Below are 26,530 nucleotides of genomic sequence, written 5' to 3' on the forward strand. Positions count from 1 at the left end.
CCACCTGCCCAAGGAGCCGTTCGGGACGCTCATGCGAAATATCTGGAAGTCTTTTCGCGCGCTGTATTTTGCCGCACTGATGATGTTGATCGGCTCGGGCCTGTTGAGCACCTACCTGGCCCTGCGCCTGGCAGCCGATCAGGTCGACAGCCTGTGGGTGGGGGCGTTGATGGCGGCGAACTATTTCGGTTTGGCCCTGGGCGGCAAGATCGGTCACCGGTTGATTGCCCGAGTCGGGCATATTCGTGCTTACGCCACTTGCGCCGGCATTGTCGGTGCAGCGGTACTTGGCCACGGTCTGAGCAGTTGGCTGCCGGCCTGGATCGTTCTGCGGATGATCGTCGGCCTTGGCATGATGTGCCAGTACATGGTCATCGAGAGCTGGTTGAACGAGCAGGCCGACGCGAAGCAGCGGGGGGCGGTGTTCAGCGGTTACATGATTGCCTCGTACCTGGGGTTGGTGCTGGGTCAGCTGATCCTGGTGGTGCACCCGCAGCTAGGGCCTGAACTGCTGATGCTGGTGGCCATGTGCTTTGCCTTGTGCCTGGTGCCGGTGGCGCTGACTCGTCGCATCCACCCGGCACCGTTGCGCCCGGCGCCGATGGAGCCACGCTTCTTTATCAAGCGGGTACCGCAGTCGTTGAGCACGGTGCTGGGTGCTGGGCTGATCGTCGGTTCGTTCTATGGCTTGGCGCCGCTGTATGCGTCCAAGCAGGGCCTGAGCACCGAGCAGGTGGGTATTTTCATGGGCTGCTGCATCTTTGCCGGGTTGCTGGTGCAGTGGCCGCTGGGCTGGCTGTCCGACCGCTACGACCGTGCGGTACTGATCCGTAGCGTGGCGGTAGGGCTGGCGATCACCGCTTTGCCGCTGGCGATCATGCCGAGTGTGCCGCTGCAGGTGCTGTTTGCCGCCGGCTTCCTCGTCTCCCTGTTGCAGTTCTGCCTGTATCCGCTGGCGGTGGCGTTTTCCAACGACCACGTCGAAGGCGAGCGGCGCGTATCGCTGACGGCGATGCTGCTGGTGACCTACGGGGTGGGCGCGAGTATCGGCCCGTTGGTGGCAGGTGTGCTGATGAAGACCCTGGGCGACCAGATGCTGTATGCGTTCTTCGTGTTCTTCTCGCTGGTGCTGGTATGGCGGATCCGGCCGAAGGCGGTTACCGGTTTGCACCAGGTCGACGATGCGCCGTTGCACCACGTTGCGATGCCGGCAGCCAACTCGCCATTGGCGGCGGCGCTGGACCCACGGGTGGACGAGCAGGTGGTGAAAGACCAGATGCACGCGCCGGTGGGTGGGGAAGATACCGAGGGGGAAGAAACGCTGGTGTCGGAAGAGTCGGTCAAGCCTGATTCGGTGTAGCAGCGGGCCGCGCCCACAGGAACAGCACATGACCTGTGGGAGTGGGCTCGTCCCGCGAAAGGGCCTGGGGTCGAACTCAGTAATCGTCCTTGTCGAACCGCCGCGCTTCGCGCTGCAGCTGGTAGACAAAACTCTCGATCTTGCGTTGCATCTGGCCGTTCAGGTTATGGAAGCGCACACCGGCGAAGGTCGCGTTCAGGCGCTCTTCGAAATGCAGGTGACGCAGCTCGACCATGACATGGGACAAGCCCAGTGGTGCCGCCGCAGAAAACTTCTCATAGACCTGGCCCAACTGCAGGCGCTCTTCAATGTCGCCTTCAAAGCGCAATTTGCAGCCGGTTGCGGAGATATCCAGCAGCTTGCCCTTGATCGCGCCCTGGCCCTTGAGCTTTTCACCGTCAAAGGCCACGTCGACCAGTTGGGTCAATTTCAGGGCGGCACGGAAGGCGTTACGGCGCTGGTGGTAGGTCACTTCGCTGGGCAGCGCGCCGCGGTAGCAGCGGGTGTCGCCCGAGGCGTCGATGGTCATCGGCTGGTTGCATTCCCAGGCGATTCTTACCCCATCGTGGAAGCCTTCGATGCGAAACGGCTCGCCGCTTTCAAGGTAGCGCTCGCCGTCGCGCGGGATCATCTCGTCGAGGGCGAAGCTGTTGCTGTCGCGGTCGACCGCGACCACATAACTCTGGAAACGCTGGCTGCGTTCATGGAAGGTGATGATCAGCGGATCATGGCTCTCTTGCAGCATCCGCAAGTTGGCGGCAATTTCCAAAGGTGTACTGAAGACCTTCGGAGGCTGCGGAGCTTCTACGTCATTGAACACGGTTGATGAATCTCCAGGCAAAAACGACACACGCAATTGCCGGCATTCTGCCAGCATGTTCCGTGTCTTGATAGGGGCTCACGCCTGGCTGAGTGCGCGATGCTGAGCCAGTGGCGAAGTGGCGCCACGGGCGTCGTACAGGGTGGGCGCTTCGCCGCCCTGCAGGATTCTGATCTGGTTGGCGGTGGTGCTCTGCTGTAGCAGGATGGCGTGGCCGTTGCGTTCGTTGACGAGCTGGCACTCGTTCATGATGCCTGCCAGTATTTCCAGCTGTTCAAGCAATTGCGGGCCCAGGTGCGACTGCCTGGCGAGCTCCTCGAAACCAGCACGGTCCGGGCTCAGGCCGAGGCTGACCAGCGCTTCGCTACGACGCCGACCCTGTTGATCGAGCAGAACTACCAGCGATTGCTTGTGCGCCAGGATGTCCTCAAGCAGAGGCATGTCCCGACCGTGCAGGGCGATGGCTTCTTCGCGCAGCAGGTCAAGCAGTTGTTGCGCTGGAGCAATATCGCTCTCGATCATGTGCAGCAGAGTAGTGTCGTGCATGGCTGGCTCTTGGGTTCTAGCGTCCTGAAGTCAGCGCGCCAGGGGCTAGCGCTGGGCTTCGAAATTAAGCAGTTTGCTGGCGACCCGGGCGCTGTCGACCTGGTAGCTGCCGTCGGCGATGGCCTGTTTCAACTCCGCCACCCGGGCGCTGTTGACAATCGGCTGGTCGCGCAGCTTGTCGCTGACCTGTTGCAACTGCTGGGCCTCGTGGCTCAGGTGTACGGCTTCACCGCTCTGGCTGGCGTTGCCGACGCTGGCGGCAGTTGCCGGCTCGGCGCTGTTGGCGCTGGCCTTGGCACTGTCGGTGCGGGCACCGCCCGTCACGGACGGGGAGTTATTCAAACGACTAAAGTCGATGACCATGATCAGAAAACCTCTGGGTGTTTGGACGCTTGCCTTGTTTTCGGCCAACCCGAAAGAAACTTTAGGCGCAAATACATCGTGGTACGCGCGGCAAGCCCGACAACCCAACTGGGACACAGTTTAGGAAAAGCAGTTCCTGATCGCTAGCTTTCATTACCTCAGTTGTCACATGGCCACTTCTACCTGGCCCGGCCCGGTGACCCTGGCCTTGACCACGCGGCTGGAATTCAGGTTCTTCACCCGGATCTGTTCGCTCAGGCTGCCCTTGCTCAGGGCTTCACCGGGCATGCGCACGCTGAGGGCGCCGGTGCGTGCGGTGATCACCACGTGATCGCCCTTGCGGATCATTTCGGCCTGTTCGATGTGCAGTGGGGTCAGGACCTGGTCGGTGACCGTTGGTCGGATCAGTTTTTGCCCGACGACCTGGTCCAGTGAGGTCAGGTAGCCCTGGTTGAGCAGGCCGACGTCGCGCTCGCGCAGGCTGACATCCTGTTCGCCGATCACCGATTCGCGCTTGAGCGGGCGGGCGACGGTGACCACATTGCGAAATAAACGTACCTGCGCCGGGACGAACACCGTCCACGGTGAGCTGCCGTCGCAGCGTACCCGCACCGTCACCCGCCCCAGCGGTTGGGCAGGGCTCTCCAGCGAGGCGGCCAACTGCTGGTCGCATAACGGCATGCGCAGGCGCGGGTCGAGCGAATTGACCTGGATCTCGTAGCGACCCTCGGTCTGGCTGGTGGCCAGATAGTCTTCTACGGTGAATTCAAGAAACCCCTGGGTGACACCGATAAGCTGTTCAGGCAAGGTGAAAGCGTCAGCCAGCGTACGAACGCCAGGGGTCAGCAGCAGGCACAGCGCAGCAAGGAAGCCGGGCAGGCAGGTCAGGCGTCGGAAAAATGTCGTTTTCGTGTTCATACGATTAAAAAAAGCAAGGCGCGTGCCGACTAAGCGGTACGAAGGCCCAAAGCGTTGGTGAAGGAGTCTGGCATGGCTGGTGTAATGGATTCGGTGAACCAGCGCACGCAACTGGTGGGGCAAAACCGTCTCGAACTGCTGCTGTTTCGCCTCAATGGCAATCAGCTGTACGGGATCAACGTGTTCAAGGTCCGGGAAGTGCTGCAATGCCCGAACCTGACCGTAATGCCCAAGTCCAGCCCTGTAGTGCGCGGTGTCGCGAATATTCGAGGGGCAACCATCCCGATCCTGGATCTGGCGATGGCGACCGGGTTGCCCGGTCTCAGTGAAGACGTCAGCAAGAGTTTTGTCATCATTACCGAATACAACACCAAGACCCAGGGTTTCCTGGTGCATTCGGTGGAGCGCATCGTCAACATGAACTGGGAGGAGATCCACCCGCCACCCAAGGGCACCGGGCGCGATCACTACCTGACGGCAGTGACCCGGGTTGACAACAAAATGGTCGAAATCATCGATGTGGAAAAGATCCTCGCCGAAGTGGCGCCGACCTCCGAGGCGATTTCCGCCGGTGTGGTCGATGCCGAGGTGCAGGACAAGGCCGTGTTGCTGCGGGTGCTGACGGTCGACGACTCGTCGGTGGCGCGCAAGCAGGTCAGCCGTTGCCTGCAGACCGTGGGGGTCGAGGTGGTGGCGCTCAACGATGGCCGGCAGGCGCTCGATTACCTGCGCAAGCTGGTCGACGAGGGCAAGCGGCCGGAGGAAGAGTTCCTGATGATGATTTCCGACATCGAGATGCCGGAAATGGACGGCTACACCCTGACGGCAGAGATCCGCAGCGACCCGCGCATGCAAAAGCTGCACATCATCCTGCATACTTCGTTGTCTGGGGTATTCAACCAGGCGATGGTCAAGAAGGTCGGTGCGGACGACTTCCTCGCCAAGTTCAGGCCGGACGATCTCGCCCAGCGGGTGGTCGACCGGATCAAGGCTACGCACTAACGGCCAGGGGCCCGGCCCCTGGCGTTACACACGATTTAAGAGGCGGCATCATTGTCTACGGGTAATTTGGATTTCGAACAGTTCCGGGTCTTCCTGGAAAAAGCCTGTGGCATCCTGCTGGGCGAAAATAAGCAATACCTGGTGTCCAGCCGTCTCAACAAGCTGATGGAGCAGCAGGGCATCAAGTCGTTGAGCGAACTGGTGCAGCGTATTCAAAGCCAGCCGCGTAGTGGCTTGCGCGAAATGGTGGTCGATGCCATGACCACCAACGAAACCTTGTGGTTTCGCGATACCTACCCCTTCGAGGTGTTGAAGAACAAGGTATTGCCGGAGCAGATCAAGGCCAACCCGGGGCAGCGCCTGCGGATCTGGTCGGCGGCCTGTTCGTCGGGGCAGGAGCCGTATTCGATCTCGATGGCCATCGACGAGTTCGAGCGCAGCAACATTGGTCAGTTGAAGATGGGGGCGCAGATTGTCGCCACCGATCTTTCCGGGTCGATGCTGGCCAACTGCAAAACCGGCGAGTACGACAGCCTGGCGATCGCCCGAGGCCTGTCGCAGGAGCGCCTGCAGCGTTACTTCGACCCGAAAGGGCCGGGGCGCTGGGCGGTCAAGGCGCCGATCCGCAGTCGGGTCGAGTTCCGTTCGTTCAACTTGCTCGACAGCTACGCGAGCCTGGGCAAGTTCGACATCGTGTTCTGCCGCAACGTGTTGATCTATTTCTCGGCGCAGGTCAAGAAAGACATCCTGATGCGCATTCACAGCACCCTGAAGCCGGGTGGTTATCTGTTCCTGGGGGCGTCGGAAGCGCTCAATGGCTTGCCGGATCATTACCAGATGGTGCAGTGCAGTCCGGGGATCATTTACCAGGCGAAGTGATGTGAGTTGACGTGATGTGCAAAAAGGCCGGTATCGACAGATGCCGGCCTTTTTTCTGCGTTGCGCTTGCGAGGGGGCTGCGAAGGCCGGGCAGGGTGGCGAACCCGGCCGCCTCGGGCCGGCAATTGCCGCTTTGCTGACACCCGGCGGAAAGCCTTTGCCGCTTTTCTGGCATTGCCGCCCGCGGAAATCCTCTCAAACCCCCGTATTCATTGACTTTCAAAATCTGGCACGGAGCTTGCTCTATCCTCGGCAACGAACCCTCTGGTCAACCTTCAAGGTTTCCCCGATATGAGCATCAGTTTCGACAAAGCGCTCGGCATCCATGAAAAGGCCCTGGGCTTCCGCGCCCAGCGCGCCGAAGTCCTGGCGAACAACATCGCCAACGCCGACACGCCGAACTACAAGGCGCGCGACATGGACTTCTCCTCCGTGCTCGCCGCCGAGAGTGCGAAAACCGCCAACGGCCATTTCGCCCTTGACCGCACCAACAGCCGCCATATCGAGGCCGAAGGCCTGGCGATGGCCGACGAGAGCCTGCAGTACCGCACGCCGATGCAGCCGTCGATCGACCAGAACACCGTCGACGCCCAGCTCGAACAATCGAGCTACGCCGAAAACGCCGTCGGCTTCCAGGCCAGCTTCACGCTGCTCAACAGTAAATTCAAAGGGCTGGTATCGGCCCTGCGCGGAGAGTAATCCATGTCCCTCGCCAGTGTTTTCAACATCGCCGGTAGCGGCATGAGCGCGCAGACCACCCGTCTGAACACCGTCGCATCGAACATCGCCAACGCCGAAACCGTCTCTTCGAGCATCGACCAGACCTACCGCGCCCGCCACCCGGTGTTCGCCACTACCTTCCAGCAGGCCCAGGCCGGTGCCAGCCAGTCGTTGTTCCAGGATCAGGGCGCGGCCGGCCAGGGCGTGCAGGTGCTCGGCGTGGTCGAGGACCAGAGCAACCTTGAGGCGCGCTACGAGCCGAACCACCCGGCGGCGAACAAGGACGGCTACGTCTACTACCCGAACGTCAATGTGGTCGAGGAAATGGCTGACATGATTTCGGCCAGTCGTTCGTTCCAGACCAACGCCGAGTTGATGAACACCGCCAAAACCATGATGCAGAAGGTTCTGACCCTGGGTCAGTGATAAGGAACCAAGCCAATGGCCAGTGTTAACGATACGACCTCCGGGGTGAACCTCAACGACGTGATCAAGGCGTCGTCGAAGAAAGCCGAGGACACCAGCAGCATTGCTTCGGCAACCAACAGCAAGACCGGCGCCAACAAGAACGCCCTCGGCAAAGATGCGTTCCTGCAGTTGCTGGTTACCCAAATGCAGAACCAGAATCCGCTCGATCCGCAGGACAACAGCGAGTTCGTCGCCCAGTTGGCGCAGTTCAGCAGCCTGGAAGGTATTACCACGCTGAACGAGTCGGTCAACACCATTGCCGGCAGCTTCAAGTCGTCGCAGGCGCTGCAGGCGTCGTCGCTGGTCGGTCGCTCGGTGATCGCCGTGAACGACAAGGCCGTGGTCGACACCACCAAGAGCTTTACCGGCAAGGTGGTCGTGCCGCAGTCGCTGAGCAACTGCACCGTGACCATCACCGACAAGGACGGCAAAACCATCAAGACCATCCAGATGGGCGAACAGAAAGCCGGCAACGCCGACTTTATCTGGGATGGCACCAACGATGCGGGTGAGAAAGTCGACCCGGGCACTTATACGTTCAAGGCCACGACCACCGTCGAAGGCAAGGCGCTCGAGATGTACACCATGCTGCCGGCCACCGTCAGCAGCGTGACCATCAGTCAGACCGGCGGCGAGATGATGCTCAACCTCGCCGGCCTGGGCAGCATTGCGCTGTCCAAAGTCCAAACCATCGGTATATAGAGCCGGCTAACGGCACAAGGAGTGAAAGATGTCATTCAATATCGGCCTTAGCGGTCTCTATGCAGCCAGCAAACAACTGGACGTCACCGGCAACAACATCGCCAACGTCGCGACCACCGGTTTCAAATCGTCCCGTGCGGAATTCGAAGACGTGTACTCGGCCAGCAAGCTGGGTGTGGGCAGCAAGACCATCGGTAACGGTGTGCGCCTGGCTGCGGTTTCCCAGCAGTTCGGCCAGGGCGATGTCAACAACACCGGCAACGTGCTCGACCTCGGCATCAACGGCCAGGGCTTCTTCGTGCTGAGCGACAACGGTTCGCTGAGCTACACCCGTGCCGGTGCATTCCAGACCGACAAGGACAACTACGTCGTTACCTCCGACGGCGTCCGTCTGCAAGGTTACGCGGCCGATGCCAACGGCAAGATCATCAAGGGTGTGCTCACCGACCTGAAGATCGACACCTCGGCGCTGGCCCCGAAGGCCACCTCGCTGATCGACCAGGGTATCAACCTGAACTCGTCGGCTCCCAGTATTCCGCTGACCAAGCCCGACCCGGCCAACCCGGGTGGGACCCTTCCAGTGCCGTTCGATCCGCTGGATGAAACGACCTACACCAAGCGCTTCGACACGCCGATCTACGACAGTCAGGGTAACCAGCACGTTATCCAGCAGTACTATCGCAAGACCGATGACAACCAGTGGACCATGTACACCCTGGTCGACGGTCGCAACCCGAAGGACGCCACCCTGACCACGCCGTATGAAGGCACCATCTCCTTCAACCCGGATGGCAGCGTCAAGCAGATGACCGGCAGTGAGTCCTGGACGCCGCCAAGCACCGACTTCGTGGTCACCAACAACACCTTCTCCCTCAAAGGCTGGGTACCGTCGGTGTACAACCCGGTCACCCAGACCTGGGGCCCGAACGGTTCCGAAGGCAACGCCGACGGCATGCGTCTGGCCATGGGCTCGACCACGTCGTACAACACCGAAACCACGCGTCTGTCGCAGTCGCAGGACGGTTATGCCACCGGCATCCTGTCGAACCTGAGCATCGACTCCACCGGCGTCATGTTCGCCAGCTTCAGCAACCAGCAGTCGCGTGCGATTGGCCAGGTAGCGATTGCCAGCTTCGCCAACGAGCAAGGCCTGGAGCAGATGGGCGGCACGCGCTGGAAGGAGACGTTCTCTTCGGGCATCCCGGGCATCGACGCACCGAAAACCGGCACCCTGGGTTCGATCTCGTCGAACTCGCTGGAGGCCTCGAACGTCAACCTGACCAAAGAGCTGGTCGAGCTGATCAAGGCGCAGAGCAACTACCAGGCGAACGCCAAGACCATCTCCACCGAAAGCACCATCATGCAAACCATCATTCAGATGACCTGATGCGCTGCTGACGTCGCGATGCGTGCAAGCCCCTTTCTCGGAAGGGGTTTGTCGTTTTTTCGAGGTGAAACCCATGATGAAAAAACTGACGGTGGTCGTGCTCGGGGCACTGGCGGTGTCGGCGCTGGCCTGGGCCGATATGGCCGCCTGGTACAGCTGGGAAAGTCAGGCCGATGGCCGCCTGGTGTGTTCGCAGTGGTCGCCGGGGGAGGGCTGGAAGCGCTTTGCCGGGCCGTTCAACAATGGTGCTTGCCGGCCCTGAGGGGCAGGAGCCAGCACCCCTCGCCGGCAACGTTGGCTCCCACAGTAATTGCTTAAAAAGCCTGCCGGCCACTCTTGTACAGACAATGCCGTTGCGCCATTATTGGCGCGCTTTTCGGGCAGGCTGCGTACGTCTGTAATCTCCATCCGAGAGCATTTTCCGCAAGCCCGTCCTGGTGCTTGCGGGTACACGGAAGTCGACGTTTTTCTAAGGAAAGCATTCACATGAAACAGGCGAATAGCGCCCGCACTCCGGTGCTCGCGGCGCAGTTGGCTGTGGCCTTGCGCAAAGGTTTGCTAGGTGCGGCAGTGTTCAGTGGCGTGATCAACCTGCTGGCGCTGGTCGGCCCCCTGTTCATGCTCGAAGTCTACGACCGGGTGATCCCCAGCCGCAGTGTGCCCACCCTGGTGGCGCTAAGCCTGCTGGTGCTTGGCGTGTACGCCGTATTCGGTTTCATCGACATCATTCGCTCGCGGGTCATGGCGCGTATCGCCGCCGCGCTGGATGCCGCGTTGTCGACCCGGGTGTACCAGGTGATCGCCGGCGCTCCGCTGAAAATTCCGGTCTCGGGTGACCCGCTAAAGCCCGCCCAGGAACTCGATCAGATCCGCACCTTCATTGCCGGCCCCGGTTTGATCGCCTTCTTCGACCTGCCATGGATGCCGGTATACCTGGCCGTGTGCTTCTACATCCACCCACAACTCGGTTGGCTGACCCTGGGCATGATCCTGGTGATGGTCGGCCTGACCCTGCTCACCGACCGCAAGACCCGCCAGCTGATGCAGGACAGCGCTCAGGCGCTCAGCGCGCGTAACCAGCTCGGCCAGCAGACCCATGCCAGCGCCGAGTCGCTCGCGGCCATGGGCATGGGGGGGCGGGCGGCGGCATTGTGGCAGCAGCACCACGCGCGCTTCACCACCCTGCAGCGCCAGGCCGGCGACGTCGGCAGCTTCTACGGCGGTATCACCAAGGCCCTGCGCTACCTGATCCAGTCGGCCTCGCTCGGCCTGGGTGCCTACCTGGTGATTCGCGGCGAGTTGAGCGGCGGCACCATCGTTGCCGCTTCGATCATCGTCGCCCGGACCCTGGCGCCGGCCGAACAGATCATCGGTACCTGGCGCAGCCTGGTCTCGGCGCGACTGGCCTGGGCGCAGTTGCGCGCAGTGTTCGAGCTGTTCCCGGCGCAAGCGGCTAAAACCGAACTGCCGTCGGCCCACCAGCAGCTCAAGGTTGAGGGGCTGTTTGCCTCGCCGCCGGGCCTGCCGCGCCTGACCCTGCAGAACATCAATTTCCACCTGGCCGCCGGTACCGCGCTGGGTGTGGTCGGGCCAAGCGCTTCAGGCAAGTCCACCCTGGCGCGGGTGCTGGTTGGCGCCTGGCAGCCGGCGCGCGGGCTGGTGCGGCTCGACGGCGCGTCGCTGGCGCTGTGGGACGAACAGGCCCGCGGCCGACTGATCGGCTACCTGCCGCAAAGTGTCGACCTGTTCAACGCCAGCGTGGCGCAGAACATCGGTCGGCTCGACCCAGCGGCGGACGACGCGGCGATCATCGCCGCTGCGCGACAAGCCGGGGTGCACGAGTTGATCCTGCAATTGCCGCAAGGCTACGACACGCCAGTGGGTGAGGGCGGCGTCAACCTGTCGGCCGGCCAGCGCCAGCGCATTGCCTTGGCGCGGGCGCTGTATGGCGAACCGTTCCTGGTGGTGCTCGACGAGCCGAACGCCAACCTCGACACCGAGGGCGAACGCGCCCTGGCCCAGGCCATCCTGGCGGTCAAGGCGCGTGGGGGCGTGGTGGTGGTGATTGCCCATCGCACCGGGATTCTGTCGGTGCTGGATCAGGTGCTGGTGCTGGATCAAGGCCTGCAAGCCGCGTTCGGGCCGAAAGAAAGCGTGCTGGCGCGGCCGGCGCCGCTGGCCAGGGTTGCCCCCATCAACGCCGCAGGAGCTGCGCAATGAATCGTCCGGATACCGATGCAGGCCTGTTGACCTCGCTCAGCGGCCATTTGCGCCTGGGGGCGCTGGCGCTGGCGGTTTCCCTCGGTGGCGCCTTCTGGTGGGCGGCGGCCACCGACCTGTCCGGCGCGGTGATCGCCAACGGCGTGGTTGCGGTGGAAAACAGCACGCGCAAGGTGCAGCACCCGAGCGGTGGCGTGGTCGCCGAACTGCTGGTGCGCGAAGGTCAGGAAGTCGAGGCTGGGCAAGTTCTGCTGCGCCTCGATGCGACCCTGCAGCAGGCTAGCCAGTCGATTGTCAGCAAGGCACTGGAGCAGTCGCTGGCGCGTCAGGCACGGCTGGAGGCCGAGCGCGACAACCTTGCGCAAGTGGTGGCCCCGGCCGTGCTGCTGACACGCCTGGGCGAGCAGCCAGCACAGGCGGTGATGGCCAGCGAGCGGCAGTTGTTCATTGACCGCCAGCAATCGCGCGAAGGGCAGAAAAAGCAGCTGCGCGAGCGCATCGAGCAGTTGAAACAGACCATTGCTGGCCATGACCTGCAGCAGCGGACCAAGTCCGAGGAGATCGCCCTGATCGAGCAGGAATATACCGCAGTAAAAACCTTGCTCGACAAAGGCATGATGACCATCGACCGGGTCAACGCGCTGGCCCGTGGCATCGCCCGGCTGCGCGGCGAGCGTGGCCAACTGGTCGCCTCGATTGCCGAGGCGCGGGCGCGCATCGCCGAAACCCAGCTGGAACTGTTGCAGGTCGACCAGAAGTTCCGCGAACAGGTGTCGCTTGAGCTGCGCGACCTGCTGGCCCAGCAAGGCGAGTTGGTGGAACGCGAGATCGCCGCCAATGACCAGCTCAAGCGCATCGACATCAGTGCGCCGAGCAAGGGCCGCGTACAGCAATTGATGGTGCACACCGTGGGCGGGGTGATTTCCCCGGCCGAGCCGTTGATGCAGATCGTGCCGCTGGACGAAGACCTGCTGGTGGAGGCGCGCATCGATCCTCAGGACATCGACCAGATCATGCTCGGCCAGCCGGTGCTGCTGCGCCTGAGCGCCTTCAACCGCAGTACCACCCCGGAACTGGCCGGCAGCGTCGCGCGGCTGTCCGCCGACCTGGTGGTCGATCCGCAGACCGGGCAGGGTTCCTACCGCGCCGGCATCAAGATCAACCCGGGCGAGCTGAGCCGTCTGTCGGGCCTGACACTGCTGCCGGGCATGCCGGTCGAGTCGATGATCCAGACTGGCCAGCGCACAGTGCTGTCGTACCTGCTCAAGCCGGTCGGCGATCACGCCCAACGTGCCTTCAGGGAAGGCTGAGCACCCGCACGCAGGAGCCGGGTGACGGACAGGATTGTTCAACAACGATGCAATAAAGGAAGTAGCGATGGCGGTTATTCAAGGAACTGAAGGTGCCGACAATCTGGTCGGTACCGCGGAAGGCGATCAGATCTACGGTAAGGGCGGCAACGATGTGCTCGACGGCGGCGCCGGCGACGACGTGCTCTACGGTGGGGCTGGCGCGGACAAGCACATGGGCGGTGCCGGCACCGACACGGCCAGCTATGCCGATACCAGTGCCGGGGCGATTACCCTGAACTTCAAGACTGGCGTGCACAGCGGTATCGCTGCGGGCGATACCTTCGACAGCATCGAGCGCTTCGTTGGTTCGAACTACGACGATACCTTCGTCAGCGATGCCAGCGCCCAGACCTTTGTCGGCGGTGCCGGTACCGACACCCTGGACTATTCGACCTCGGCCCAGGCCATCAACCTGACCTTCGACGCCACCGGCGCCGGCGTCGGTGCGGGTGGCGATGCTCAGGGCGACAGCTTCTCGCTGGTCGAGAAGTTCGTCGGCAGCGCGTTCAACGATACCTTTGTCTCGTCCAACAGCGGCTACCGCCTGCAGGGCGGCGCCGGTGACGACGTGTACATCGTCAACCACGCTGGTGTGCAGGTGGTGGAAGCGGTCGGTGGCGGCAGCGACGAAGTGCGCACCGGCCTGAACACCTACACGCTGGCAGCCGAAGTGGAAAAACTGACCTTCACCGGCACTGGCAACTTCACGGGCTATGGCAACAGCGGCAATAACATCATCAGCGGCGGCGACGGCAACGACATCCTTCTCGGTGGCGCCGGCTCCGACCAGTTCTTCGGTGGTGCGGGCATCGACACCGTCTCCTTCGTCGATACCAGCAGCGGCCCGATCAGCCTGAACTTCAAGACCGGCCAGCACGGCGGGATCGCCGCCGGCGACACCTTCAACAGCATTGAGCGCTTCAGCGGCTCCAACTACGACGACACCTTCGTCAGCGATGCCAGCGCCCACACCTTCATCGGTGGCGCCGGCCAGGACAGCCTGGACTACACCGGCTCGGCAGCGGCCGTGCAGGTGAGCCTTGATGCTAGCGGTAACGGTAGCGGCGCGGGCGGCGATGCCGAGGGCGACAGCTTCAGCCAGTTCGAGAAGGTCATCGGCAGTGCCTTCAACGACACCTTCGTGTCCTCGGCGACGACCTTCAAGCTGCAGGGTGGTGCTGGCGACGATGTGTACATCATCAACAACGCCGGCTCGCAGGTCATCGAAAGCGCGGGTGGCGGCATCGATGAAGTGCGCACCGCGCTGGCCAGCTACTCGCTGTCGGCCGAAGTGGAAAAACTGACCTTCAGCGGTACCGGCAACTTCGTCGGCTACGGCAACGCCAGCAACAACGTCATCAGCGGTGGCGACGGTAACGATACCTTGCTCGGCGGTGGGGGCAGCGATCAGTTCTTCGGCGGCGCCGGCCTCGACACCGTGTCCTACGGCGACAGCAGCAGCGGCGCGGTCACCCTGAACTTCAAGACCGGCGTGCACACCGGCATTGCCGGCGGCGACAGCTTCGACAGCATCGAGCGCTTCATGGGCTCGAACTACGACGACACCTTCGTCAGCGACGCCACTGCCCACAGCTTCATCGGCGGCGCCGGCCAGGACACCCTGGACTACAGCGCCTCGGCCCAGGCGGTGAGCATCAGCCTCGACAGCACCGGTAATGGTCTCGGCACTGGCGGCGACGCCGAAGGCGACAGCTTCAGCCAGTTCGAGCGGGTCATCGGCAGCGCCTTCGACGACACCTTCGTGTCCTCGGCCACGACCTTCAAACTGCAGGGTGGCAACGGCGACGACGTCTACGTGATCAACCACGCCAACAGCCAGGTCATCGAATCGGCCATGGGTGGTAACGACGAAGTGCGCACGGCGCTGGCCAGCTATTCGCTGTCGGCCGACGTCGAGCGCCTGACCTACGTTGGCAACGGCAACTTCTATGGCGTCGGCAACCGTTCCGACAACATCATCACTGGCGGCGCCGGCAACGACACCCTGTCTGGTGGTGCTGGCGGCGACCAGTTCATCGGCGGTGCCGGTAACGATACCGTCACCTACATCGACTCTGGCGCTGCCGGCGTGACGCTGAACTTCAAGACCGGCGTGCACGGTGGGATCGCCGCCGGCGATACCTTCGACAGCATCGAGCAGTTCGTCGGTTCCGGCTTGGCCGATACCTTCGTCAGCGATGGCACCGCGCATCAGTTCAACGGCGGCGCGGGTGCCGACACGCTGGACTACTCGGCCTCGGCCGACGCGGTCACCATCACCATCGACGCTAGCGGTGCCGGCAGCGGCCGGGGTGGCGATGCCGAAGGCGATACCTTCAGCCTGTTCGAGCAGGTCAACGGTACGGCCTTCAACGACACCTTCGTTTCCAGTGCCACCGGCTATCGCCTGCAGGGCGGTGCCGGCGACGACGTCTATGTGATCAACAACACCGGCTCGCTGGTGGTGGAGGCCGCAGGCGGTGGCGACGACGAAGTGCGCACCGCGCTGGGCGGTTATCGCTTGGCCGACAACGTCGAACGCCTGACCTACACCGGCACGTCGACCTTCCTGGCCTATGGCAATGCCAGCGACAACATCATCACCGCCGGCAACGGCAACGACACCCTGTATGGCGGGGCCGGCGGCGACCGTTTCTACGGTGGCAATGGCCTGGATACGGTGTCGTACTTCGATGCCACCGGTAACCAGGGCGTGACCCTGAACTTCAAGACTGGCGTGCATGGCGGCATCGCTGCCGGCGACAGCTTCGACAGCATCGAGCTGTTCGTCGGTTCTGGCAGCGACGACACCTTCGTCAGCGATGCCACCGCGCACACCTTCTACGGCAACGCCGGTACCGACACCATGGACTACTCGACCTCGGCCGAGGCGGTGAACATCACCGTCGACGCCGCCGGCGTGGCCACCGGTAGCGGCGGCGATGCCCAGGGCGATACCTTCTCGCAATTCGAGCGGGTGATCGGCAGCGCGCTGGGCGACACCTTCACCTCGGCGTCCACCGCCTATCGCCTCGAAGGCGGCGCCGGCGACGACGTCTACTTCATCAACCATGCCGGTTCGGTGGTGGTCGAGGCGCAGAACGGTGGTGTCGACGAGGTGCGGACCACACTGACCCAGTTGCGCCTGGCCGATGGCGTCGAGCGCATGACCTATGTTGGCAATAGTTTCTTCATCGGCTATGGCAACGCCCTGGATAACATCATCGTTGGCGGCAACGGCAACGACCAGTTGTCCGGTGGCGCGGGTGCCGACCAGTTCTTCGGGGGGGCTGGCGACGACCTGGTGTCCTACTGGGACTCCAGCTACGCCGCGATCACCCTGAACTTCAAGACCGGTGTGCATGGCGGCATCGCCGCCGGCGACACCTTCGACAGTATCGAGCGCTTCGTCGGTACCGGTCGCGACGACCTGTTCATCAGCGACGCCACCGCGCACAACTTCGATGGCGGCACGGCCACCGACACCCTGGATTACTCGGGGTCGGCAGAGGCGGTGACCTTGACCGTCGGCACCGACGCCAAGGGGGTTGGCGCCGGCGGCGATGCCGAAGGCGATACCTTCGTCAACTTCGAGCGGCTGATCGGCACGGCGCAGAACGACACCTTCAACATCGCCCACTCCAACATCACCGCCATCGAAGGTGGTGCGGGCAACGATGTCTATGTGGTCACCTGGCCGAACACGCAGATCATCGAGCTGGCCGGTGGCGGCGACGATGAGGTGCGCACCAATAACAGCAACTTCAAGCTGGCCAACGAAGTCGAGCGCCTGACTTATGTCGGCAGTGCGAACTTCACCGGCTACGGCAACAGCGGCGACAACATCATCATCGGAGGCGTCGGCAACGATACCTTCCTCGGTGGCGCGGGTGCCGACCAGTTCTTCGGTGGCGATGGCATCGACACGGCCTCTTATACCGACACGACGTCGGTGCTCATCAACATGCAGACCGGTGTGCATGGTGGCGCGGCCGTTGGCGACGTCTATCACAGCATCGAGAAGGTGATCGGCTCGAATGACGGTGACCTGTTCATTGGCACCGCTGGCGCCGACAATTTCGACGGTAGCTTTGGGGTCGACGCGGTCAGCTTTGCCGGCGAAACCACGGGCATTCTGCTGGATATGAGCAAGCCGGCAATCGTTGGCATCGCGGCCGGCGACACCTACGCCAACATCGAAACCTTTGAAGGCACAGCCTTCAACGACACGTTCGTCGGCAGTAACAAGGACGAGAACTTCATCGGTGGCGCCGGTGCCGACACTATCAATGGCGGTGGCGGGGTCAGGGATGCGGTCTGGTACATCAACAACCACACCGGCGTGCAGGTCAACCTGCAGACCGCGACGGCCAGCGGCGGCGACGCCGACGGCGATGTGCTGATCAGCATCGAGGGCGTGGCCGGTTCGGCCTATGACGACGTGCTGACCGCGCTGAACTTCGGCAGCAGCATCTATGGTGGCGAGGGCAACGACATCATCAACGGCGGTACCGGCAACGATAACCTCTACGGCGACGGTATCTCCGAGAAGGTCTTCGGGGCGTATGCGCGGGCCGAGAACGGGGTAATCCAGAGCGACATCATCAACGGTGGCGATGGCGACGACTCGATCGTTGGTGGCACCCGCTTCGATAGCGGTTCGATCCTGCATGGCGATGCCGGCAACGATTTCGTCAGCACGGCCGCCGGCAAGGCGTATGGCGACCTGGGCAACGACAACCTGGTCGGCACCGGCAAGGGCTACGAGCTGTATGGCGGTTCGGGTTGGGACACCTTGACCCTGATGGGCAGCGGTGGCGCGGACGGTGGTCAGCATGGCGACACCTACAACGTCTTGTCGAAGACCATGGTGCTGATCCAGGACAGCGGTACCGACAATGGCCAGGACGTGGTGGTGCTGAAGAACATCCAGACCGCCAACGATGTGTACCTGCATCGCGACGGCAACGACGCCTACATCTTCTCCAAGCTGAACTGGAACATTGGCCAGCTCGACAGTGGGGTGATGTTGGCCAACTGGTATGCCGGCTCGAACACCATCGAGCAGTTCCAGACCAACAACGGTGATACCTTCACCATCAGTTGATGCAACACCAGGGGCCAGCGTTGCTGGCCCCATCGCGACCCGACTCGTCCCGCGATAGCTTCAGTGCCGAGGCGAAAATTTGCCGCCAGCGGCAGTTTGCCGCCGAAAAATTGTCTTCCTGTCCCCCGGCATTCGCCGCCTCTTCCGACAAAGCCCCGCAAACACGGCACTTCGTCGCGCCCGACAACACTTGGTTCGAAAATTGCTACAGCCAGCCCAGAGCAGCGGCGGACGGCAAGTGTTCGCCAGCGCAGCGGAGGATGACAGTGGACAAGATGCTTTACGTGGCCATGACCGGCGCCAGCCAGAACGCGCTGGCGCAAAAGGCCCATGCCAACAACCTGGCGAACATTTCCACCAGCGGTTTTCAGCGTGACCTGGAACAGGCCCGCTCGATGCCGGTGTTCGGTGACAGCTTTCCGGCGCGCGCCTATGCGATGACCGAGCGCCCGGCGACCGATTTCAGCCCTGGCGCGTTGCAGGAAACCGGCCGCGACCTCGATGTCGCCATCGGCGGCGACGGCTTCATTGCCGTGCAGGCCCCGGACGGCAGTGAGGCCTACGTGCGCACCGCCAGCCTGAACATCGACGCTCTCGGCGTGCTGCGCGCCGGCAACGGCATGCCGGTGATGGGCAACGGTGGCCCGATTGCCGTGCCGCCCGAGCAGAAGGTCGAAATCGGCGATGACGGCACCATCAGCATCCGCGCCATGGGCGAAGGCCCGCGGGTGATGGCCGAGGTCGACCGGATCAAGCTGGTCAACCCGGACCTGAAGACCATGACCAAAGGCCTGGACGGCATGATCCACACCAAAGACGGGCAGCCGGCAGTCGCCGATGCCAACGTCAAGGTGGTCTCGGGCTTCCTTGAGGCGAGCAACGTCAATGCCGTCGAAGAGATGACCTCGGTGCTGGCCTTGTCCCGGCAATTCGAACTGCACATCAAGATGATGACCACGGCCAAGGAAGGCGACGAAGCCATGGCGCGTGTTTTGCAAATCGGCTAATCACATACACGTAGCGCCGTAAAACAGGCGCGCGAGGAGAACAGCATGCTTCCGGCTCTCTGGGTCAGTAAAACCGGCCTGTCCGCCCAGGACACCAACCTGACCACCATTTCCAACAACCTGGCCAACGTCTCGACCACTGGCTTCAAGCGTGATCGCGCCGAATTCCAGGACCTGCTGTACCAGATCAAGCGTCAGCCGGGTGCCCAGTCGACCCAGGACAGCGAACTGCCGTCGGGCCTGCAGGTCGGTACCGGTGTGCGTATTGTCGGTACCCAGAAAAACTTCAGCACCGGCAGCCTGCAGACCACCGAAAACCCGCTGGACATGGCGGTCAACGGGCGTGGCTTCTTCCAGATCCTGCAGCCGGATGGCACCGTTTCCTATACCCGTGACGGCACCTTCCACCTGAACTCCGACGGCCAGGTGGTCACCGCCAACGGCTTTGCCCTGGAGCCGGCCGTTGTGGTGCCGCCAGACGCACAAACCTTCACCGTCGGCCAGGACGGCACCGTGTCGATCACCACCGCCGGCAACCCGGCCGCGCAGATCATCGGCAACATCCAGACCGCCGACTTCATCAACCCGGCCGGCCTGCAGGCCATGGGTGGCAACCTGTTCCTGGAAACCGCCGCCAGCGGCGCGCCGCAAATCGGTACCCCAGGCCTCAACGGCTTCGGCCCCATCGCCCAGCAGACCCTGGAAAACTCCAACGTCAGCACCGTGGAAGAACTGGTCAACATGATCACCACCCAGCGTGCCTACGAGATGAACTCCAAGGTGATTTCCACCGCCGACCAGATGCTCTCGTTCGTTACCCAGAACCTGTAAGTGAAGTCTTCGAGGTCGCTGTTGCAGCGCCTGTTACACCGTGAGGTCAGAGTCATGAGCCGTTTGTTATCCGTATTCGCCCTGGGTGGGGTGGTGTTGCTGGCGGGTTGCGTCGCGCCGACGCCCAAGCCCAACGACCCGTACTACGCGCCAGTATTGCCGCGTACCCCGTTGCCGGCGGCGGCCAACAATGGCTCGATCTACCAGGCCGGTTTCGAACAGAACCTGTACAGCGACCGCAAGGCTTTCCGGGTCGGTGACATCATCACCATCACCCTGAACGAGCGGACCCAGGCGAGCAAGAACGCCAACTCGCAGATCGCCAAGAACAGCAAGGCCGATATCGGCCTGACCTCGCTGTTCGGCTCGAGCATGGTCACCAACAACCCGATCGGCAGCAACGACCTCAGCCTCAGTGCCGGCTACGAAGGCGATCGCGCCACCAAGGGCGACAGCAAGGCGGCCCAGGGCAACACCCTGACCGGTTCGATCACGGTTACCGTGGCCGACGTTCTGCCTAACGGCATCATCGCCGTGCGCGGCGAAAAATGGATGACCCTCAACACTGGCGACGAGCTGGTGCGGATTGCCGGCATGGTTCGCGCCGACGACATCGCCACGGACAACACCGTGCCGTCGACCCGCGTCGCCGATGCGCGCATCACCTATTCGGGGACCGGCTCGTTCGCCGATGCCAGCCAGCCCGGTTGGCTGGACCGCTTCTTCATCAGCCCGCTTTGGCCTTTCTAGGTTCGGATGCCCATGTTCAACTTCAAGCAGCTGATTGCCGCCGCGCTCCTGATCTCCGCCGCCTTTGGTGCCCACGCCGAGCGGCTCAAGGACATCGCCAGCATTTCCGGCGTGCGTAATAACCAGCTGATCGGCTACGGCCTGGTGGTGGGGCTCAACGGTACGGGTGACCAGACCACCCAGACCCCGTTCACCCTGCAGACCTTCAATAACATGCTCTCGCAGTTCGGCATCAAGGTGCCGCCGGGTTCGGGCAACGTGCAACTGAAGAACGTCGCAGCGGTGTCGATTCATGCCGACCTGCCGCCGTTCGCCAAGCCGGGGCAGGTGGTCGACGTGACCGTCTCGTCCATCGGCAACTCGAAAAGCCTGCGCGGCGGTAGCCTGTTGATGACCCCGCTCAAGGGTATCGACGGCAACGTCTACGCCATCGCCCAGGGCAACCTGGTGGTCGGCGGCTTCGACGCCGAGGGGCGCGACGGTTCGAAGATCACCGTCAATGTCCCGTCGGCCGGTCGCATTCCTGGCGGCGCCTCGGTAGAGCGCGCGGTGCCGAGCGGTTTCAACCAGGGCAACAGCCTGACCTTGAACCTCAACCGCCCCGACTTCACCACCGCCAAGCGGGTGGTCGACAAGGTCAATGAGCTGCTCGGCCCGGGCGTTGCCCAGGCGGTCGATGGCGGCTCCGTGCGGGTGACTGCACCGCTCGATCCAAGTCAGCGGGTCGACTACCTGTCGATTCTGGAAAACCTGGAAATCGATCCGGGTCAGGCGGTGGCCAAGGTCATCATCAACTCGCGTACCGGCACCATCGTCATCGGCCAGAACGTCAAGGTATCGCCGGCGGCGGTTACCCACGGCAGCCTGACCGTGACCATTACCGAAGACCCGATCGTCAGCCAGCCTGGGCCGTTCTCCAATGGCGAGACGGCCGTGGTGCCGCGTTCGCGGGTCAACGCCGAGCAGGAAGCCAAGCCGATGTTCAAGTTCGGTCCGGGCACTACGCTCGACGAGATCGTACGTGCCGTCAACCAGGTGGGCGCAGCCCCCGGCGACCTGATGGCGATTCTCGAAGCACTCAAGCAGGCCGGCGCCTTGCAAGCCGACCTGATCGTGATCTGAGGCACTGGCCATGGATATGCCTAAAAGCAGCTTCAACGCGGCCGACAGCGGTGCCTACACCGACCTCAACCGGCTCAACTCGCTGAAGGTCGGCGACAAGGACAGCGACGCCAACCTGCGCAAGGTGGCGCAGGAGTTCGAGTCGCTGTTCCTCAACGAAATGCTCAAGTCGATGCGTTCGGCCAGCGATGTGCTGGCCAAGGACAACCCGCTCAATACCGAGACCACCAAGCAATACCAGCAGATGTACGACCAGCAGCTGGCGGTGAGCATGTCCCGCGAGGGTGGCGGTATCGGCCTGCAAGACGTGCTGATGCGCCAGTTGTCCAAGCAGAAGGCCAGTGCCGTGCCGAACACCAGCCCGTTCCCGCGGGTTGATGTGCAGCAGCGCGCACTGTGGGCGACCAAGGTCGCCGAGCCGGTGCGCAGCGAGGTCGGCACCGCCAGCACCCGCAACGACATGGCGGCACTCAATTCGCGGCGCCTGAACTTGCCGGGCAAGCTCACCGACCGCCTGCTGGCCGGGATCGTGCCGACGGCGGGTGCGCAGGCCGCCACCACCAACACTGCAGTGCTGCCGCAACGCACCACGGCCATCACCGACGCCGCGCAAAAGGGCGACTGGCAGCCGGCGCAGGCCTTTGCCGCGCCAGGCAGCATGCGCATTTACGGCCGTGCCGTGGCCCAGCCGCCGCTGGCGCCGGCGAAGAAAGCCTTCGGTTCCAGCGACGAGTTCGTCGCTACCATGCTGCCGATGGCCGAACAGGCTGCCAAGCGCATCGGTGTCGACCCACGCTACCTGGTAGCCCAGGCCGCGCTGGAAACCGGCTGGGGCAAGTCGGTGATGCGTCAGGCCGACGGCAGCAGCAGCCATAACCTGTTCGGCATCAAGGCCACCGGCAACTGGCAGGGTGGGGAGGCGCGGGCGATCACCAGCGAGTTCCGCAATGGCCAGTTCGTCAAGGAAACGGCGGCGTTCCGTTCCTACGATTCCTACCAGGACAGTTTCCATGACCTGGTCAGCCTGCTGCAGAACAATTCAAGGTATCAAGAAGCGGTAAAAGCGGCCGATAAGCCAGAACAGTTCGTGCGTGAACTACAAAAGGCGGGTTATGCGACGGATCCGGACTACGCCAGCAAGATCTCTCAGATCGCAAAACAGATGAAGTCATACGAGAGCTATGCGGCTCTCCCAAGTACTTCGAAACTATAAGGTGTAAACCATGGCGAGTTTGATCAATATCGGGATGTCGGGGCTGGGAGCCGCTTCGTCCGGTCTGCATACCACGGGTAACAACATTGCCAACGCTGACGTTGCCGGCTACTCGCGCCAGCAGAACGTGCAAACCACCGCGGGTTCGATCCGCAGCGGCAATGTGTTCATCGGCACCGGCACCACGCTGGCCGATGTGCGCCGGGTATACAACGCTTTCCTCGATGCGCAGCTCAACACCAGTACCTCGCTCAACAGCGACTCGGCTGCGTACCTCAAGCAGATCACGCCAACCAACGAATTGCTCTCCGATGCCAACACCGGCATCGCCGGCGCCCTGAAGAGTTTCTTCTCGGCCATGCAAGGGGCGGCGTCCAAGCCGACCGACGACGCCGGCCGGCAATTGCTGCTGAGCAGCGCCGAAGCCCTGAGCAACCGCTTCAACAGCCTGCAGTCGCAGTTCAAGGAACAGAACAACAACCTTAACGGCAACCTCACGGCGATGGCCGAGCAGGTCAACAAGCTGACCGCGACCATTGCCCAGTACAACGAGCAGATCGCCAAGGTCGGCGTGGTCAACGGCGCGCCGAACGACCTGCTCGACCAGCGCAACGAAACCGTGCGCCAGCTCAACGAACTGGTCGGGGTGAACGCTGTCGAGCGCGAAGGCAGCATCGATATCTACCTGAAGAACGGTCAGCCGCTGGTGCTGGGCAACAGCCTGGGCAAGCTGGAAACCGCGCCGAGCCCGACCGATCCGACGCAGTTCTCGGTCAAGATCAACAACGGCATCACCTCGATGGACGTCACCAGTTCCATCACCGGCGGTGAGATGGGCGGCCTGCTGCGTTATCGCAGCGAAACCCTCAACCCGGCGATGAACGAGCTGGGCCGGGTCGCCATGGTGCTGGCCGAGCGCATCAACTCGCAGCTGGCCCAGGGCATCGACAAGAACGGCGAGTTCGGCGCCGCGCTGTTCAGCGACATCAACAGCGCCGCGGCCATGGCCGGGCGCAGCATTGCCAAGGCCGGCAACGACCCGGCCTCGGGCAACCTCAATGTGACCATCAACGACACCAGCAAGCTGACCACCAGCGACTACCAGGTCACCTACATCAACACGCCGAGCGGCTTGCGTTACAACGTCAAGAAACAGCCGGACGGCACCGACATGGGCACCTTCGACCCGGCGCAGAGTCCGCCGCCGGTCATCGACGGCTTCAGCCTCAGTGTCAACGGCGGTACGCCAAAGGCCGGCGACAGCTTCAAGATCACCCCTACCCGCAATGGTGCCGGCGACATCGACACGGTCATGACCGACGCCAAGCGCCTGGCGCTGGCGGCACCGCTGCAGGCCACCACGGGTGGCAGCAACACCGGCACTGGCATCATCAAGCAACCCGACCTCGCCTCGGTGTTCGACATCGCCGACCCGGCCCAGCGTCTGGAACTGCAAACCGGTATCAAGTACTCGACCCCGGTGCGCCTGGTGTTCGGCGACGAAACCGTCACCCCGCAAACCTATGAAGTGTTCGATTCCAAGGGTACTTCGATCGGCACTGGCAGCTTCCTGCCGGGTCAGGCGAACAAGCTGCAGATCAACGTGCCGATGGTCGATGCCTCGGGGGCGCCGATCGAGGACGCTGCCGGGGTGCAGAAAACCTTCAGCTTCAGCATGGAAGTCAACGGCGCGCCGAAGCAGAACGACAGTTTCACCGTGGCCATGACCGGCGCGGGCTCGATGGATAACCGTAACGCGCTGTCGACCATCGAACTGCAGACCAAGCAGACCGTCGATGTCGGCACCACCAAGGGTCTGAGCCTTACCGATGCCTACGGCAAGCTGGTCGAAGGTGTGGGTGCCAAGACCAAGCAGAGCCAGATGGATGGCCAGGCCACCGGCGCCATTCTTAGTCAGGCCAAGGGTGCCCGTGACTCGCTGTCGGGCGTACAGCTGGACGAAGAGGCCGGCAACCTGGTCAAGTATCAGCAGTACTACACGGCCTCGTCGCAGATCATCAAGGCGGCCCAGGACACATTCAACACGCTGATCAGCGCGCTTTAAGGAGACGTAGACCGTGCGTATTTCCACTTCCCAGTATTACGAGTCCAGCGCTGCCAGCTACCAGCGCAACTACAGCAACCTGGTCAAGACCAGTGAAGAAGCCACCGACTATGTGCGCGTGCGCACCGCCGCCGACGACCCGGTCGGTGCCGCGCGGCTGTTGCAGCTCGACCAGCAAAGCTCGATGCTGGCCCAGTTCAAGACCAATGCCAACACCGTCAAGAACGCCCTGGGGCAATCCGAGTCGGTGCTCAACGCGATCAACAACGTATTGCAGCGGGTTAACGAACTGGCGCTGGGTGCAGGCAACGCCGGCTATACCGACGCCGAGCGCAAGGCCAACGCCACCGAGCTGGGCCAGCTCGAAGAGCAGCTGCTGAGCCTGATGAACAGCCGCGACGAAAGCGGTCAGTACATGTTTGCCGGTTCCAAGAGCGACACCCAGCCGTTCGTGCGTAACAGCGATGGCTCGTTCAGCTACCAGGGCGACCAGACCACGCTGCAACTGCAGGTCGGCGACATGCTCACCATGGCCAGCAACGACAGCGGCTTCAGCGCCTTCCAGCAGGCCTTGAACACCAGCCGTTCGCAAACCTCGCAGATCAGCGGGCCAACCCCGGACACCGGCATGGTCAACCTGTCCAACGGCCAGGTCTCGGAGAGCGTCAATTACAACGACCGTTTCCGCAGCGGCGAGCCGTACACCGTGCAGATGGTCAGCGACACCCAGTTCAAGATCGTCGACAAGGACGGTAACGATCGCACCAGCGAGGCGACCGGCAACGGCACGTTCAACCCGAACACCGCGGGTGGCTCGATGGTGACCTTCCGTGGCGTCGACCTGCGGCTGAACATCAACCGCAAGGAAGGCGACGACGTCACCACCATCAACCAGTACAGCTTCAAGCTGGAGAGCAAGCCGGACACCATCAGCGGCAGCCGCAGCCCAGGCAATACCTCGCTGTCGCAGGTTACCGGGGCTACCGTGACTGACGCTGGCAAGTACAACGCGATGTTCCCGGGCGGTGGTGCGGTGGTCAAGTTCACTACCGGCGGCAACTATGAGCTGTATGCGCAGCCGATGACCGCCGACAGCCGTCCAGTGGCCACTGGTGCGCTCAGCGGTTCGACCATCACGGCCGCTGGCGTCGAGTTCACCTTCAGCAACCCGCCGCTGCCAACCGACGGCGATCAGTTCGCGGTGCAGGTCAACAAGCATCAGACCCAGAACCCGCTGGACACCATTGCGCAACTGCGCAAAGCGCTGGAGCGGCCGATCGATGGTAGCGAGGCGGCGCAGCAGCAGTTGCGCGCGGACCTGGATTCGGCCATCGCCAACATTTCCAGTGGCATGAAACAGGTCGGCACCACCGTCACCTCGATCGGTGCGCGCGGCAAGGCGCTGGAAGTGCAGGAGGCGACCAACGAAAGCCTGGGCATCGCCAACGCCAACACCGCCGCCTCGATCAGGGATTCGGACCCGGCCGAAGTGGCCGTGCGCCTGACCCTGCAGCAAGCCATGCTGCAGGCCTCGCAACTGACCTTCAGCAAGGTCAGTCAGCTTAGCCTGTTCAACCGCCTCTGATGGCCCTTCGCGCCGTTGCCGCCAGCCCGTCCGGGTTTGGCGGCGCGGCGAGCAGTTTTCCCTACGGTCCTGACTGCTGCGCGCCTTGCGCGGCGGTCGCCGGTCGAGAGTTA

Annotated in this window: 22 protein-coding genes; 18 read left to right on the forward strand and 4 right to left on the reverse strand. The window is 62.8% G+C overall.

The features are described from left to right. Positions 1 to 31 precede the first annotated feature (31 nt). On the forward strand, positions 32 to 1,360 hold the full coding sequence (locus tag DCO48_RS09540; protein WP_116550353.1) for an MFS transporter: 1,329 nt from the start codon (positions 32 to 34) through the stop codon (positions 1,358 to 1,360). A 76-nt stretch (positions 1,361 to 1,436) separates the two neighbouring features. On the opposite strand, the gene DCO48_RS09545 is transcribed toward DCO48_RS09540, so the two are convergent. The 4 genes from DCO48_RS09545 to flgA form a co-directional block, all read right to left on the reverse strand. Continuing rightward, on the reverse strand, positions 1,437 to 2,180 hold the full coding sequence (locus tag DCO48_RS09545; protein ID WP_116550354.1) for a flagellar brake protein: 744 nt from the start codon (positions 2,178 to 2,180) through the stop codon (positions 1,437 to 1,439). Between the two features lie 78 nt (positions 2,181 to 2,258). Next, entirely contained in the window at positions 2,259 to 2,726 is a 468-nt protein-coding gene (locus DCO48_RS09550) for a flagella synthesis protein FlgN (RefSeq protein WP_116550355.1), read from the reverse strand. Between the two features lie 45 nt (positions 2,727 to 2,771). Beyond that, positions 2,772 to 3,089, reverse strand: a complete 318-nt coding sequence (gene flgM, locus DCO48_RS09555) for a flagellar biosynthesis anti-sigma factor FlgM (RefSeq protein ID WP_116550356.1) — start codon at positions 3,087 to 3,089, stop codon at positions 2,772 to 2,774. Between the two features lie 165 nt (positions 3,090 to 3,254). Continuing rightward, positions 3,255 to 4,007, reverse strand: coding sequence for a flagellar basal body P-ring formation chaperone FlgA (flgA, locus tag DCO48_RS09560; RefSeq protein WP_116550357.1), 753 nt, complete (start codon positions 4,005 to 4,007; stop codon positions 3,255 to 3,257). 72 nt (positions 4,008 to 4,079) lie between these two features. Between flgA and DCO48_RS09565 the strand changes: the two genes are divergently transcribed. The 17 genes from DCO48_RS09565 to DCO48_RS09645 all read left to right on the forward strand — a co-directional run bounded on the left by DCO48_RS09565 (position 4,080) and on the right by DCO48_RS09645 (position 26,417). Then, on the forward strand, positions 4,080 to 5,009 hold the full coding sequence (locus DCO48_RS09565) for a chemotaxis protein CheV (RefSeq protein ID WP_116550358.1): 930 nt from the start codon (positions 4,080 to 4,082) through the stop codon (positions 5,007 to 5,009). 51 nt (positions 5,010 to 5,060) lie between these two features. Then, on the forward strand, positions 5,061 to 5,888 hold the full coding sequence (gene cheR, locus DCO48_RS09570; protein ID WP_116550359.1) for a protein-glutamate O-methyltransferase CheR: 828 nt from the start codon (positions 5,061 to 5,063) through the stop codon (positions 5,886 to 5,888). Between the two features lie 291 nt (positions 5,889 to 6,179). After that, positions 6,180 to 6,587: a flagellar basal body rod protein FlgB gene (gene flgB, locus DCO48_RS09575; protein ID WP_116550360.1), complete on the forward strand. Its 408-nt coding sequence runs from the start codon at positions 6,180 to 6,182 to the stop codon at positions 6,585 to 6,587. A 3-nt stretch (positions 6,588 to 6,590) separates the two neighbouring features. After that, positions 6,591 to 7,034 (forward strand): flagellar basal body rod protein FlgC, encoded by a 444-nt coding sequence (flgC, locus tag DCO48_RS09580; protein ID WP_116550361.1) that lies wholly within the window; start codon positions 6,591 to 6,593, stop codon positions 7,032 to 7,034. 15 nt (positions 7,035 to 7,049) lie between these two features. Beyond that, positions 7,050 to 7,778 (forward strand): flagellar hook assembly protein FlgD, encoded by a 729-nt coding sequence (flgD, locus tag DCO48_RS09585; RefSeq protein WP_116550362.1) that lies wholly within the window; start codon positions 7,050 to 7,052, stop codon positions 7,776 to 7,778. Positions 7,779 to 7,806: 28 nt separating this feature from the next. After that, positions 7,807 to 9,165: a flagellar hook protein FlgE gene (gene flgE / locus DCO48_RS09590; protein WP_116550363.1), complete on the forward strand. Its 1,359-nt coding sequence runs from the start codon at positions 7,807 to 7,809 to the stop codon at positions 9,163 to 9,165. A gap of 76 nt (positions 9,166 to 9,241) precedes the next feature. Further along, positions 9,242 to 9,427: a hypothetical protein gene (locus DCO48_RS09595; protein ID WP_116550421.1), complete on the forward strand. Its 186-nt coding sequence runs from the start codon at positions 9,242 to 9,244 to the stop codon at positions 9,425 to 9,427. A gap of 224 nt (positions 9,428 to 9,651) precedes the next feature. Beyond that, complete coding sequence (locus tag DCO48_RS09600; RefSeq protein WP_116550364.1) at positions 9,652 to 11,385, forward strand: type I secretion system permease/ATPase; 1,734 nt, start codon at positions 9,652 to 9,654, stop codon at positions 11,383 to 11,385. After that, entirely contained in the window at positions 11,382 to 12,695 is a 1,314-nt protein-coding gene (locus DCO48_RS09605) for an HlyD family type I secretion periplasmic adaptor subunit (RefSeq protein ID WP_116550365.1), read from the forward strand. Before DCO48_RS09600 ends, DCO48_RS09605 begins: the two co-directional genes overlap by 4 nt. Positions 12,696 to 12,762: 67 nt before the next feature. Continuing rightward, positions 12,763 to 17,844 carry an S-layer family protein gene (locus DCO48_RS09610; RefSeq protein WP_116550366.1) on the forward strand — a complete coding sequence of 1,694 codons (5,082 nt, stop codon included), beginning with the start codon at positions 12,763 to 12,765 and terminating at the stop codon, positions 17,842 to 17,844. Positions 17,845 to 18,110: 266 nt separating this feature from the next. Continuing rightward, the gene (locus DCO48_RS09615) at positions 18,111 to 18,851 is read left to right on the forward strand and encodes a flagellar basal body rod protein FlgF (RefSeq protein ID WP_116550367.1); all 741 of its coding nucleotides are present in this window, start codon (positions 18,111 to 18,113) and stop codon (positions 18,849 to 18,851) included. A 45-nt stretch (positions 18,852 to 18,896) separates the two neighbouring features. Then, entirely contained in the window at positions 18,897 to 19,682 is a 786-nt protein-coding gene (gene flgG / locus DCO48_RS09620; protein ID WP_116550368.1) for a flagellar basal-body rod protein FlgG, read from the forward strand. 54 nt (positions 19,683 to 19,736) lie between these two features. Then, positions 19,737 to 20,432, forward strand: coding sequence for a flagellar basal body L-ring protein FlgH (gene flgH, locus DCO48_RS09625; protein ID WP_116550369.1), 696 nt, complete (start codon positions 19,737 to 19,739; stop codon positions 20,430 to 20,432). Positions 20,433 to 20,444: 12 nt separating this feature from the next. Beyond that, the gene (locus tag DCO48_RS09630) at positions 20,445 to 21,554 is read left to right on the forward strand and encodes a flagellar basal body P-ring protein FlgI (protein ID WP_116550370.1); all 1,110 of its coding nucleotides are present in this window, start codon (positions 20,445 to 20,447) and stop codon (positions 21,552 to 21,554) included. Between the two features lie 10 nt (positions 21,555 to 21,564). Continuing rightward, on the forward strand, positions 21,565 to 22,767 hold the full coding sequence (gene flgJ, locus DCO48_RS09635) for a flagellar assembly peptidoglycan hydrolase FlgJ (RefSeq protein ID WP_116550371.1): 1,203 nt from the start codon (positions 21,565 to 21,567) through the stop codon (positions 22,765 to 22,767). 10 nt (positions 22,768 to 22,777) lie between these two features. Then, positions 22,778 to 24,832: a flagellar hook-associated protein FlgK gene (gene flgK / locus DCO48_RS09640; RefSeq protein WP_116550372.1), complete on the forward strand. Its 2,055-nt coding sequence runs from the start codon at positions 22,778 to 22,780 to the stop codon at positions 24,830 to 24,832. Between the two features lie 13 nt (positions 24,833 to 24,845). Further along, the gene (locus DCO48_RS09645; protein WP_116550373.1) at positions 24,846 to 26,417 is read left to right on the forward strand and encodes a flagellar hook-associated protein 3; all 1,572 of its coding nucleotides are present in this window, start codon (positions 24,846 to 24,848) and stop codon (positions 26,415 to 26,417) included. Positions 26,418 to 26,530: the final 113 nt, after the last annotated feature.

The sequence above is a fragment of the Pseudomonas sp. SDI genome, assembly GCF_003105155.1.
Taxonomy (GTDB): Bacteria; Pseudomonadota; Gammaproteobacteria; order Pseudomonadales; family Pseudomonadaceae; genus Aquipseudomonas.

Coding starts and splice junctions, on each gene's coding strand:
- flgH (WP_116550369.1), top strand. CDS start 19,737: ATGAGCCGTTTGTTATCCGTATTCGCCCTGGGTGGGGTGGTGTTGCTG.
- DCO48_RS09565 (WP_116550358.1), top strand. CDS start 4,080: ATGGCTGGTGTAATGGATTCGGTGAACCAGCGCACGCAACTGGTGGGG.
- flgE (WP_116550363.1), top strand. CDS start 7,807: ATGTCATTCAATATCGGCCTTAGCGGTCTCTATGCAGCCAGCAAACAA.
- flgM (WP_116550356.1), bottom strand. CDS start 3,089: ATGGTCATCGACTTTAGTCGTTTGAATAACTCCCCGTCCGTGACGGGC.
- flgB (WP_116550360.1), top strand. CDS start 6,180: ATGAGCATCAGTTTCGACAAAGCGCTCGGCATCCATGAAAAGGCCCTG.
- flgC (WP_116550361.1), top strand. CDS start 6,591: ATGTCCCTCGCCAGTGTTTTCAACATCGCCGGTAGCGGCATGAGCGCG.
- flgK (WP_116550372.1), top strand. CDS start 22,778: ATGGCGAGTTTGATCAATATCGGGATGTCGGGGCTGGGAGCCGCTTCG.
- flgA (WP_116550357.1), bottom strand. CDS start 4,007: ATGAACACGAAAACGACATTTTTCCGACGCCTGACCTGCCTGCCCGGC.
- flgG (WP_116550368.1), top strand. CDS start 18,897: ATGCTTCCGGCTCTCTGGGTCAGTAAAACCGGCCTGTCCGCCCAGGAC.
- DCO48_RS09630 (WP_116550370.1), top strand. CDS start 20,445: ATGTTCAACTTCAAGCAGCTGATTGCCGCCGCGCTCCTGATCTCCGCC.
- DCO48_RS09610 (WP_116550366.1), top strand. CDS start 12,763: ATGGCGGTTATTCAAGGAACTGAAGGTGCCGACAATCTGGTCGGTACC.
- DCO48_RS09600 (WP_116550364.1), top strand. CDS start 9,652: ATGAAACAGGCGAATAGCGCCCGCACTCCGGTGCTCGCGGCGCAGTTG.
- DCO48_RS09595 (WP_116550421.1), top strand. CDS start 9,242: ATGAAAAAACTGACGGTGGTCGTGCTCGGGGCACTGGCGGTGTCGGCG.
- DCO48_RS09605 (WP_116550365.1), top strand. CDS start 11,382: ATGAATCGTCCGGATACCGATGCAGGCCTGTTGACCTCGCTCAGCGGC.
- flgJ (WP_116550371.1), top strand. CDS start 21,565: ATGGATATGCCTAAAAGCAGCTTCAACGCGGCCGACAGCGGTGCCTAC.
- DCO48_RS09540 (WP_116550353.1), top strand. CDS start 32: ATGCGAAATATCTGGAAGTCTTTTCGCGCGCTGTATTTTGCCGCACTG.
- DCO48_RS09550 (WP_116550355.1), bottom strand. CDS start 2,726: ATGCACGACACTACTCTGCTGCACATGATCGAGAGCGATATTGCTCCA.
- flgD (WP_116550362.1), top strand. CDS start 7,050: ATGGCCAGTGTTAACGATACGACCTCCGGGGTGAACCTCAACGACGTG.